This is a genomic window from Mycolicibacterium llatzerense, assembly GCF_000878195.1.
Lineage (GTDB): Bacteria > Actinomycetota > Actinomycetes > Mycobacteriales > Mycobacteriaceae > Mycobacterium > Mycobacterium llatzerense.
In genome coordinates, this window is record NZ_JXST01000033.1 from 65,282 (window position 1) to 76,434 (window position 11,153).

At 67.9% G+C, this 11,153-nt stretch carries 9 protein-coding genes; 4 read left to right on the top strand and 5 right to left on the bottom strand.

Annotated elements, in window-relative coordinates; all coding sequences use genetic code 11:
* Positions 1–2: 2 nt before the first annotated feature.
* The gene (locus TL10_RS21290; RefSeq protein WP_043987193.1) at positions 3–1,205 is read left to right on the top strand and encodes an acyl-CoA dehydrogenase family protein; all 1,203 of its coding nucleotides are present in this window, start codon (positions 3–5) and stop codon (positions 1,203–1,205) included.
* On the opposite strand, the gene TL10_RS21295 is transcribed toward TL10_RS21290, so the two are convergent.
* From TL10_RS21295 to TL10_RS21305, 3 genes are read right to left on the bottom strand one after another with little or no spacing between them, the layout of a single operon-like run.
* A complete protein-coding gene (locus TL10_RS21295) occupies positions 1,196–2,707 on the bottom strand; it encodes a GMC family oxidoreductase (RefSeq protein ID WP_043987194.1) in 1,512 nt (503 codons plus the stop codon). The two genes, TL10_RS21290 and TL10_RS21295, sit on opposite strands and share 10 nt — an antisense overlap.
* A gap of 37 nt (positions 2,708–2,744) precedes the next feature.
* Complete coding sequence (locus tag TL10_RS21300; protein ID WP_043987196.1) at positions 2,745–5,369, bottom strand: AAA family ATPase; 2,625 nt, start codon at positions 5,367–5,369, stop codon at positions 2,745–2,747.
* On the bottom strand, positions 5,366–6,505 hold the full coding sequence (locus tag TL10_RS21305; RefSeq protein ID WP_043987197.1) for a metallophosphoesterase family protein: 1,140 nt from the start codon (positions 6,503–6,505) through the stop codon (positions 5,366–5,368). Before TL10_RS21305 ends, TL10_RS21300 begins: the two co-directional genes overlap by 4 nt.
* Before the next feature lie 89 nt (positions 6,506–6,594).
* On the opposite strand from TL10_RS21305, the gene TL10_RS21310 reads away from it, so the two are divergent.
* Positions 6,595–7,095 carry a SixA phosphatase family protein gene (locus tag TL10_RS21310; protein WP_043987198.1) on the top strand — a complete coding sequence of 167 codons (501 nt, stop codon included), beginning with the start codon at positions 6,595–6,597 and terminating at the stop codon, positions 7,093–7,095.
* On the opposite strand, the gene TL10_RS21315 is transcribed toward TL10_RS21310, so the two are convergent.
* Together TL10_RS21315 and TL10_RS21320 are read right to left on the bottom strand one after the other, a co-directional pair.
* A complete protein-coding gene (locus TL10_RS21315; RefSeq protein WP_043396906.1) occupies positions 7,092–7,631 on the bottom strand; it encodes a DUF3558 domain-containing protein in 540 nt (179 codons plus the stop codon). The genes TL10_RS21310 and TL10_RS21315 overlap by 4 nt on opposite strands.
* Positions 7,628–8,140 carry a DUF3558 domain-containing protein gene (locus tag TL10_RS21320; RefSeq protein WP_043397147.1) on the bottom strand — a complete coding sequence of 171 codons (513 nt, stop codon included), beginning with the start codon at positions 8,138–8,140 and terminating at the stop codon, positions 7,628–7,630. The genes TL10_RS21315 and TL10_RS21320 overlap by 4 nt, the downstream gene beginning before the upstream one ends.
* A 147-nt stretch (positions 8,141–8,287) precedes the next feature.
* On the opposite strand from TL10_RS21320, the gene TL10_RS21325 reads away from it, so the two are divergent.
* Positions 8,288–10,021, top strand: coding sequence for an ABC transporter ATP-binding protein (locus tag TL10_RS21325; protein WP_043987211.1), 1,734 nt, complete (start codon positions 8,288–8,290; stop codon positions 10,019–10,021).
* A gap of 20 nt (positions 10,022–10,041) precedes the next feature.
* Positions 10,042–11,153: ABC transporter permease (locus tag TL10_RS21330; RefSeq protein WP_043987212.1), on the top strand; the 1,112-nt coding region annotated here is incomplete at its 3' end.

An 11,153-nucleotide genomic window follows, 5' to 3' on the forward strand; every position in this document is an offset into this window, starting at 1 on the left:
ATATGACGATCCTCGACGACCCCCGCACCACCGCCTGGGCCGACCTGCTGGCCGATATCGGCGCAGGCGCAAAAGACCGTGACCTGGAAGACGTGAATCCCTTTGACCAGGTGGTCGCACTGAAGCGAGCCGGATTCGGCACCCTGCGGCTGCCTGCTGAACTAGGCGGATCCGGACTCACTGTGCCGCAACTATTTTCCGCCGTGATCGACGTGGCGCGCGCCGATCCGGTGGTGGCCCACATCTTCCGCACCCACTTCTGGTTCGTCGAGGAGCGGCTGCGCACCCTGGACCAGCCGGGTTCTCGGGCCTGGCTGGAAAAGGTCGCCGAAGGCAAGATATTCGGCAACGCTTTCAGCGAGAAAGGCTCCAACGCGGTCGGCAGCCTGGTGTTCAACACGCGCTTGACCCCCGCCCGCGACGGCGGATACACCTTGACCGGCGAGAAGTTCTACAGCACCGGAACCCTGTTCTCGGATTACCTGACCGTGACAGCGACCACCGATCACGACTCGGTGGCGATCGTCATCGTCCCCGCCAATCGGGCGGGTGTGGAGATCGTCGACGACTGGGACGGTTTCGGGCAGCGCCGCACCGGCACCGGCACCACGCGGTTCCAGACCGTGACGGTGCTACCCGAAGAGGTGCTCTCGGACACGCCGTATGGCGCCGAGCCCGTGCCATCGGTGCAGTACACCCTGCTGCAGCTGTACATCCACGCGGTGGTGGCCGGAATCTTGGAGAACATCGTCGATGACGGGATTGCGCTCCTGCGGTCCCGCGAGCGCAGTTTCAGCCATGCCTCCGCGGCGTCGCCGACAGATGACCCGCTGTTGCAGCGCCAGCTCGGCGAACTGGCCAGCTCCGCCTACATTGCCCGGGCCGCGGTGCTCGATGCGGCGGCGGCGATCGGGGCGGCCATCGACTCGACCGGCCCGGACGGCGTGCCCGACGCAAAACTGGTCGTCGAGGCCCAACTGCAGGCAGCCAAGGTGAAAGTGCACCTGGATGACATCGCGCCACGAGCCGCCACCAAGCTGCTGGAGCTCGGCGGTGCCAGCGCGGCCAGCCGGCAACGCAACCTCGACCGGCACTGGCGCAACATCCGCACCATTACGTTGCACAACCCCGTCGGCTACAAGGCGCGCGTGGTCGGACAGAACCTGCTGCACGGCACCGCGATTCCGGCGAACGCCTACTTCTGACCGGTGATGAGGTCGGCGGCCTTCTCACCGATCAGCACGCTCGGCGCGTGAGTGTGGCCGCGGATGATCGTCGGCATCACCGAGGCGTCGGCGACCCGCAGCCCCTCGACACCGCGTACGCGGAGCTGCGGGTCGACCACGCTGGCCTCGTCGCTGCCCATCCGGCACGTGGTGGTCGGGTGATACAGCGTGTGCGACGTGGTGGTCAGTGCCAGCTCCAGCGTCCTGTCGTCGAGAGCGCGCGCACCTACCGGCCGGGCGATGTCGCCGAGCAGTCCCTGTAGCGCGGGCGCCTGCGCGATGTCCGCCAGCATCCGAAAGCCCGCCAGCATCGCCTTGCGGTCGGCGCCCTCGGGATCGGACAGGTAGCGCGGGTCGATGATCGGCTTGGCGAATGGATCGGACGACGCGAGGCGGATGGTGCCCGTGCTCTTGGGCTTCACCAGGATGGGTCCCATCGCCACCGCGTCGCGCGGGTACGGCTCGCCGAGGCCCTCGTCGTAGAAGGGCGCCGGGGCGAAGATCAGCTCGATGTCGGGCTCGGCGAGATCCGGGTTGCTGCGGACAAAGCCATACGCCTCACCGACATTGGAGGTCAGCATGCCGCGGCGGCGGGTCAGGTAGTTGAGCAGCTGCACGGGTTTTTCCGCGCCGGTCAGCGTCACGCAGTTGGCATCGAAGCCGAGCAGTGCAACGAGATGGTCCAACAGGTTCGAGCCGACACCGGGCGCGTCGTGGATAACGTCGATGCCGTGCTCGGCCAGGTGCTCGCGTGGACCGATCCCGGACAGCATCAGCAGCTGCGGGCTGTTGATCGCCCCGCCACACAGGATCACCTCGCGGCGTGCCCGGACGGTCTGGCGACGGCCCTCCGTCTCGTACTCGACGCCGACGGCCCGGCCGTCCTCGAACAGCACCCGGGTTGCGGTGGCACCCGTGCGCAGATGCAGGTTGGACCGCTTCAGGGCCGGACGCAGGTAGGCGTCGGCGGTGCTCCACCGGGCGCCGCGGCGCTGGCAGACCCTGGTCTCGACGAATCCCTCGTGGCCGGCCTGCTTGGCGGCCTCCAACCACGCGGCGGTGATGCTGCGCGGGCTGCGCTGCGGGCTGAGCACCAGCGGCCCGGCTTCGATCCGGTCGAAGTACTTCTCGACGGCCGCGTACGACCACTCTTCGCCGGCGAGTTCACCCCACTCGTCGTAATCGGCGGGCATGCCGCGGACCCACATCATGGCGTTCATCGACGACGAACCGCCGAGGGTCTTGCCGCGCGGCCAGTAGATGCGGCGGTCGGCGAGCTCCGGTTGCGGTTCGGTCGAGTAATCCCAATCGAATTCGCCGCGGAACAGCTTCGCGAAGGCCGCCGGGATGTGGATGAACTGGTTCTTGTCGGGAGCCCCGGCCTCCAGGACCACCACCTGCGAGGCGCCGTCGGCGCTCAGTCGATCAGCCAGCACCGCACCGGCAGAGCCGGTTCCCACGACGACGAAATCAGCGATCACCGCCGAAGTCTGTCACGAACCGACCGGGTCTCGGGGGTTAAGCGGTGAGCTCGATTCGCGTCGCGTCGCCGACGCTCGCATAACGCTCGGGGCTGCAGGTCAACACGATCACCTGGCCGTCGCCGCCGACCGCGTCGAACACCTCGCCCATCCGGGCCAAGCGGCCGGCATCGGTGAAACCCAGTGCGTCGTCGATGATCACCGGGACGGTGTCCTCCTTGGCCACCAACGCAGCTCCGGCCAGCCGGGCCACGATCCCCAGCTGTTCCTTGGCCCCACCGGACAGGCTTTCGTACGGCACGGTGGTACCCGCGACGGTCCGACTGCAAATCCGCAGATCACTGTCGACCTCGACGGCGAAGCTGTCCCCGAACACGATGCGCCCCAACCGTTCCACCTCGGTGCGGAACGGTGCCACGTACCGCTGGCGGGCCTGCTCGCGGTGCCGGCCCATCACCGTGCGTAGCAGTTCAGCCGCTCGGGCGCGCCGGCCCACCGCGGCATGCTCGGACTCCGCGTGCCGCAACGCCACCTCGGCGACATCCAGCTGGCTCTGCCGGCCCTGAGTCCCGTACACCTTCAATTGCGCTGCCACATCCCGCAACTGGTCATCGAGTTCGCGGCGCCAGGCACCGATGCGGGTCGAATCCGCGATGGCCGCCGAGAGTTCCGCGTCCACGACGTCGGGTGTGGTGGCAGCCAGCGCGGCCGCGAGTTCCTGTTCGCGTGCGGTGGCGGCGGCAGCCTGCTCCCCCAGCGTGGCGACGCGCTGGGTCAACGCGGCGTCGTCTTCGAGTTCGCTCTGCCGGGCCAGTCGCGCGGTCGACTCGGTGAGCGCTGTCGTCGCGGCCGTCACCTTCTCGCGCGCGACCGTGGCCGCAGTCAGCGCGGCAGCCACCGCGGCCGCCGCAGCGGTGGCTGTGTCGCGGCACTGCTCGTAATCGGTTGCCGCACGCCGCTGTTCGGCGTCGGCGGCCTCCAGCTCGGCCCGAGCAGAGCCAACATCGATGGGCTCGGTGTCGCCGAGCTGCTCCCGCAGCCCCGCCAGTCGAGCCGCCAGCGCCTCGGCCGTATCGGCGCCGAGCAGGGTCTGCCGGGTGACGGTCAGCCGATCACGCTCGGCTTCGAGTTCGCGCCGCCGGGTGTCCAGCGCACGCGCGGCCTCCACGTCGGCCACCCCGTGCGGCTGGAGTGCAGCGGCCAGCGCATCACGTGCGGCGCCAAGAACTGCGCTGGTGTCCGCCGCCGGCGTGCCGGGCAGCACCCGCACCGTAAGCAGACCGGGGAGCTCGACATCGGTCTGGCTGCCCGCACTGGTGGCCCACTCGGCCCCGGCGGACAACGTCACGTTCTGGTCGCCGACCCGCAGCTCAACGTCGCCCTGCGCGACCAATTCGATTCGCGCCGAGGCGAGTTCCGCCGCGGCTGCGGCGCGGTCCACTGCTGCCGCGGCGGTTTCGATGGCGCGCATGGCGGCGCCGGTCAGCGTGATCTTGCCCAGCTGCTCGGCGACAACCGCCAGTTCGGTCGCGGCAGCCTGTACCCGCTCCAGCTGTCCGGCCAACCGGGCGGCTTCGGCACGCTGGGAGAGCTGGTCCACCACCTGCCGCGCCGCGTCCAGCCGTGCGCGACCGGCGTCCACCACAGAACGTGCCACGGCCACGGCGTTGTCTGCGGCTTGCTGGAGCTGCACCGCAGCGGCCTGCTGCTGTGCGGCCTGCTCGGCCGCGGCGGTCAGCTCACCGATGCCGGCGGTCCGCTGTGCGACGTCGGCGTGCAGCCGCTGCCGCTCGTCCAGTGCGCTGCGCGCTGCCGTCGCCGAGGCCACCGCAGCCTGCGTCTGTACCCGTGCCTGCGTCAGGTCGTCGCGGATTCGCGCCACCGCCCCAGCCGCCTCACGGGCTGCGGCCAGGCGCACCTCAGCGGCTGCCAATTGCTCAGCGGCCGTGGCCAATTCCGCGGTCAGCTCGCCGTGCCGCCGAACCGCGTCGTCGACCTCGGCCACCGCTGCGGTACGCGTCGCCACCTCGGCCTGCGCGGCCTTCAGACCTTTGACGGCCTCGGCCCAGACGCCGGTGGCACGGCCGGTCTGGGTGAAGTACTTCAAGAATTCGGCGTCGATCCGGTCGACCAGTAGCGGCTCGTTACCCGACAGCGCCCCCTCGAGCGCACCGGCCTGACCCGCCGCGACATCGAGTGCCCGGGCCAGCGCGTCGCATCCGGCCAGATCGACCGGCACCATGGCGGCCGACTGCAGGATGCGTTGGGCCCGCCAGAGTTCGGTGTCGACCGTCTCGTCGAGCATGGCCCGCACCCGGTCATGTGCCTCGTCGCCCGTGAGCTGCTCGCGGCGCGGCGCGAGGATCGTCAGCCGGGTCTCGGCCTTCTTGTGGAAGCGCTTGTGGTACTCGAACCGGTAAGGGCCGGTGGAGATTTCTGCCGTCACCTCGGCTCCCACATCGGCGTGGGTCGGCTTGACCTGCTTGACCTCTTTCTTGGTCGAGCGATCCTTGGCATCCAACAGCAGATCGAGCGCCTCGATCATGGAGGACTTGCCGATCTCGTTGGCGCCGGCCACCACCACCACGCCGCGATCGGGAAAGTCGATCTCGCGGTGGGTGATTCCGCGGTAATTGGCCAGGACCAGGCGGTGCAGCTTCATGCCGCTGTTCCCCGATCGACCAGGCGCAGCAGTAGCGCGAGCGCCGCGCGGGCGTCGTCGGCGCCGTCGCCCGATGCGCTTGCGGTGCCGACCAGTTCGTCGACCGCCGCCGCGGCGAATCCGCCGATGCCCAGGTCCGAGAATTCGCCGTCCGCCGGGACCACGACGAGGTCGGTGTGCCGCTCCCATGTGGTCAGCGCGGCGAACAGGCGCGCGTAGCGATCCAGGCACGCGTCGAGCACGGCCTTGTCGGAGATGGTCAGCGAGCCCGTGAGCGCCAACCGGACCACGGTGCGTTCCTTGTCCGGCAGCCCGTCGAGATTCAGGTCCAGATCGGCGATGTCGCGATCGGTGTCGACGATGCGGCGCAGCGTGACGAACCGCCACTGGCCCACCCGTCGGGCGTCGACCTTCACCGTCTGATCTGCTTCGTCGACGTCGACCACCAGGACGTGACCCGAATCCGCTTCGATGTCATCGTAATTCGTGACTTCGGGTGCGCCGGAGTACCAAACTCGGCCGGTGCTGCCCACTTCGGTGCGGGAGTGCTTGTCCCCCAGCGCCACATAGTGCACAGCGCCGCGTTGCACCGCAGCTTCCACCGCGTCCAGCCGGATCAGCGACGGTTTGGTGGGATCAGGGTCCAGCACGTCAACCCCGCCGTGGCCCACCACAATTCGGGTGATGCCGTCGGCCGGGAGATCGGCCACCGCGTCGCCCGTGAGGTCCGTGGTGGGCGCCTTGGAGCGCCACGGCGCACCGATGATCTGCACACCGGGGCGCAGCTCGTGCACGCCGTCGAGCACTGTGACGTTCGGTGGGCATTCGGCCAGGAACAACGTGCTGGTGTACACCGACGCCGGATCCAGCGGATCGTGGTTGCCGGGCAACAGGAATACCGGGATCTTGATGGCCCGCATCGCCTCCAGCGACAGGCTGACCTCGCGCGGGTCGAGCTGGTTGTGCTCGAAGACGTCTCCTGCCACGACGACGAACTCCGCACCGACCTCGGTGCACAGCGCACCGAGGCGGGCCACCGCATCACGACGCGCGGCCGAGTAACGCGGTTGCGCCTCACCGCCCAGGAAATGCCGGGTCATGCCGAGCTGCCAGTCGGCGGTGTGCACGAAACGCATCTCGGCGTCCCCTTTCTTGCGCTGTTCGAAAACTCCTGTGGCGAGTGTAAATCCGGGCACCGACAACTCTGGGGATCTACGGTGTTCGGGTGGCCACCCGAACATTGATCCTGCTGCGGCACGCGAAATCCGATTACCCCGACGGGGTGGCCGACCATGAGCGGCCGCTGGCCAAGCGCGGCATTCGCGAAGCCGCGCTGGCCGGCGACTGGATTCGGGAACACCTGCCGTCCGTCGACGCCGTCCTGTGCTCGACGGCCACCCGCACCCGCCAGACCCTGGCCCGCACCGGCATCACCGCGCCCGTGACGTACGTCGAACGCCTCTACGACGCCACGGTGGGCATCGCCATCGACGTCATCAACGGCGCGCCGGAGGCGGCGAACACGGTGCTGGTGATCGGCCACGAACCGGTCATGTCATCGCTGGCGCTGAGTTTGGCGTCGCCCGACACCAGCGACCGCGATGCCGCCGGCCAGATCGCGATGAAATACCCGACGTCAGCGATCGCGGTCCTGCACACCGACCGACCATGGGCGCAGCTGGAACTGCGCAGCGCCACGCTGGCGCAGTTCCACGTCCCCCGTTAGGAGTTGGTGGCGAGCGTCAGCTCCATCAGCTTGGTGGCCATGCCGCAGGTGTCCGCGCCCGGACCCTGCGGGTTGACCCACCAGCCCACGACACCGGCGGCGTCGCTGGCCACACCGCACGAACCGTTGGGGTCGTTCGGGTGCATGATGATCGACTTCACGCCGGCGATCGACTTGTTCTCGTACTTGTAGTTCAGGTGCTGGGCGACCTTGGTTTCCTCGTCGAGGCTGCCCTGCTCGTACCAGAACCGGGTGATGTCGATGAGGCCCGCCGTCTGGTTCAGCGCCTGCCACCGGCACACCGCGCCGACGAAGGTGCTCTGGATGTCCAGCGGGTCCGCGCCGACCGTCTTGGCCAGCACGTCGTTGGTCAGCACGTCGCATTCTTTGAGCAGGTTGGGGTACGAGTCCGCCGAGTGCTCGCTACCGCCGCCTGCGCCTTCCTTCAGCGCGGTGCCCTCGACCGACCGCGCGCAGCCCACCAGCGCCAACGCCGACATCACGACGACCGCTCCAGCCAGTTTCCGCTGTGTCATTTCGCGTTCGCAATCGATTGCCGGGCCAGTTCCTTCGCGATGTCGCACGGGTCGGGGAACGGCTTCTGGGAGAAGCTGATGGACCATTCGATGAAGTCGTCATCGAACTGGATGCCGACCTCGCACAGGCTCTTGCCGATCATCGGGTCCTCACCGAGTGCGACGAAACCGGAGTGGCCCTGGATGTTGATGTCGTTGACGTCCGCACGCGTCCGTTCCTCGGTCTTGCGCTCGCGGCCGATTGGGCTGCCCCGGTACCAGGTGAACGAGAAATGCGGACCGAGGATGCCGCCGTTGACCAGCCACTGGCACCCGACGGAGTTCTTCGCGGTGTTGACGAGGCCGGCGACCTGGGTCAGCTGGCCGACGGTCTGATCACTGACGCCACCACACACCGGGAACATCGGGCCGTGCTTGGCCGGACCGGATGCGGACGGGCCCGACTGGCCGCCCGCGACAGCGCCGCCGCCGTTGCCATCGTCCGAGCAGGCGGACATCGCCGGAATCATCGCCGCGGCAAGCACGGTCGCGGCGGCGGTCTTCACCTGTCTGCGGGTCACGCCATGCACTGTAGCGGCAGGTTCGGAGGTCAACCACCGACATGCCGACTGACCTGGTCTTTCTGCAAGCATTCTCGGGTGTGCCACAGTAACCGCATGCTCTGGGCACTGCTGCGGCAGTACACGAGGCCGTATCGGCGGCAGCTGACGGTGGTGGCGACGCTGCAACTGATCAGCACGCTGGCTTCGCTGTATCTGCCGACGCTGAACGCCCGGATCATCGACCACGGCGTCGCACGCGGCGACACGGCCGTCATCGGGCGGCTCGGCGCCATCATGCTCGGCGTCAGCGCGCTGCAGGTGCTGTGCGCGATCGGCGCGGTCTATTTCGGCTCCCGCGCCGGCATGGGTTTCGGCCGCGACCTGCGCTGGACGGTGTTCCGTCAGGTGCTCGGTTGGTCCAATGCCGAAGCCGTGCGGTTCGGGGCGCCCACGCTGATGACCCGCACCACCAACGACGTCCAGCAGATCCAGGTCCTGGTGCAGATGACCTGCACCATGCTGATCACCGCGCCGATCATGAGCATCGGCGGCATCGCGATGGCCGTGCACCAGAACGCCGGCCTGTCCTGGCTACTGCTGGTCAGCGTGCCGGTGATGGCGGTGTGCAACTACCTCATCATCTCGCGGCTGCTGCCGCTGTTCCGCCGCATGCAGCGGTTGATCGACAGCATCAACCGGGTGCTGCGCGAACAACTCACCGGTATCCGTGTGGTTCGGGCCTTCTTGCGGGAAGACGCCGAACGCGACCGGTTCGCCGACGCCAATCACGCCCTGACCGACACCACCATGACGGTCGGCCGGTGGCAGGCCCTGATGCTGCCCGCGACCACCCTCGTGGTGAATCTGTCCAGCGTCGCGGTGATCTGGTTCGGCGGTATCCGCATCGACCACGGCCAGATGGAAGTCGGCTCGCTGATCGCCTTCCTGTCCTACTTCATGCAGATCCTGATGGCCGTATTGATGGTGACCATCGTGCTGGTGATCCTGCCGCGCGCGTCGGTATGCGCCGAGCGGATCACCGATGTGCTCGCCACCGAGCCGACGATCGTGTCCCCCGATACGCCTGTGGTGCCGGAGGTTCGGCGCGGGGAAATACAGGTGGAGGCAGCCACCTTCGGGTACCCCGGGGCCGACGATCCTGTGCTGCATGGAGTTTCGCTGACCGCCCGGCCGGGCGCGGTGACGGCCGTCGTCGGGTCGACCGGCTCGGGGAAGTCGACGCTGATGGCACTGCTGTGCCGGATGTACGACGTCACCTCAGGTTCCGTGTCCGTCGACGGCGTCGACGTGCGGGACTACGACCCGGAACAGTTGTGGTCGATGATCGGCGTGGTACCGCAGCGCGGGCACATGTTCTCCGGCACCGTCGCCGACAACCTGCGGTTCGGCAAGGCCGACGCCACCGAAGACGAGATGTGGGCCGCGCTGGGTGTCGCGTCGGCTGATTTCGTGGCGGATCATCCCGAGGGACTCAGCATGCCCGTCGCCCAGGGCGGCACGAATTTCTCCGGTGGACAACGTCAGCGCCTGGCCATCGCGCGCGCGGTGATCCGGCGGCCGGCGGTCTATCTGTTCGACGATGCGTTCTCTGCGTTGGACGTCCACACCGACGCCCGGGTGCGGGCCGCGCTGTCCGCGGTGGCTGCCGAAGCCACGGTGGTCATTGTTGCCCAACGTCTTTCGACGGTCACTGCCGCCGATCAGATCGTCGTGCTGGACAACGGCCAGGTGGTGGGTGCCGGCACGCATTCCGAGCTGATCGGGTCCTGCCCGGTGTACCGCGAGTTCGCCGAATCGCAGGCGATCGTGGCCGAAGGCGTGGCGTGACCCGGCCGCCGTCAGCCGCGATGCTGGCGTCCGGTTCGCGGTCCGAGGACTTCCGCGGCACGGCAGTGCGACTGGTGAAGCAGCTGGCGCCGCAACGTGGCCGGGTTGCCGTGGTGATGCTGTTGGGGATCGCAGGGATCGCCGTCGGCGTGATCGGGCCGCGCATTCTGGGCCATGCCACCGACCTGTTGTTCAACGGCGTGCTCGGGCGTGGCTTGCCGGCCGGGATGAGCCGTGAGCAGGCGGTGGCAGCGGCCCGGGCCCGCGGCGACAACACTTTTGCCGATCTGCTTGCCGGTTCCAATGTCGTTCCGGGGCAGGGCGTCGACTTCAGTGCCATCGGTCATGTGCTGACTCTTGCGCTGCTGTTGTATCTGGTTTCGGCGGTGATGGTGTGGGTCGAGGCACGACTCCTCAACACCATCGTGCAGCGCACCATGTTCGCGCTGCGCGCCCGCGTCGAGGACAAGATTCACCGACTGCCGTTGTCCTACTTCGATTCCCGTCCGCGTGGCGAGATTCTCAGCCGCGTCACCAACGACATCGACAACGTCCAGACGTCGCTGACCATCACCGTCAGTCAGCTGCTGACCTCGGCGCTCACGGTGGTGGCGGTACTGGCAGCGATGATCTGGATTTCGCCGCTGCTGGCGTTGATCACGGTGCTGACGGTGCCGTTCACCTTGCTGGCGACGCGGATCATCACCAAACGGTCGCGGCAACATTTCATGGCGCAGTGGCGCAACATGGGCCGGCTCAACGCCCACATCGAAGAGACCTACAGCGGCTTCACCGTGGTCAAGACCTTCGGGCACCGGGCATTGGCCGAGGAGAAGTTCCGCGAACTGAATGACGATCTGTACCAGTCGAGTTTCGGTGCGCAGTCACTGTCCGGGCTGGTCTCCCCGATCACGACGTTCATCGGCAACATCAGTTACGTCGGGGTCGCCGTGGTCGGCGGCATCCAGGTGGCGACCGGGCAGATCAGCCTCGGCAGCATCCAGGCTTTCATCCAGTACGTGCGGCAGTTCAATCAGCCGCTGACCCAGATCGCGTCGATGTACAACACCATGCAGTCCGGGATGGCCAGCGCGGAGCGGGTTTTCGAGTTCCTGGATGCGGAGGAAGAGAC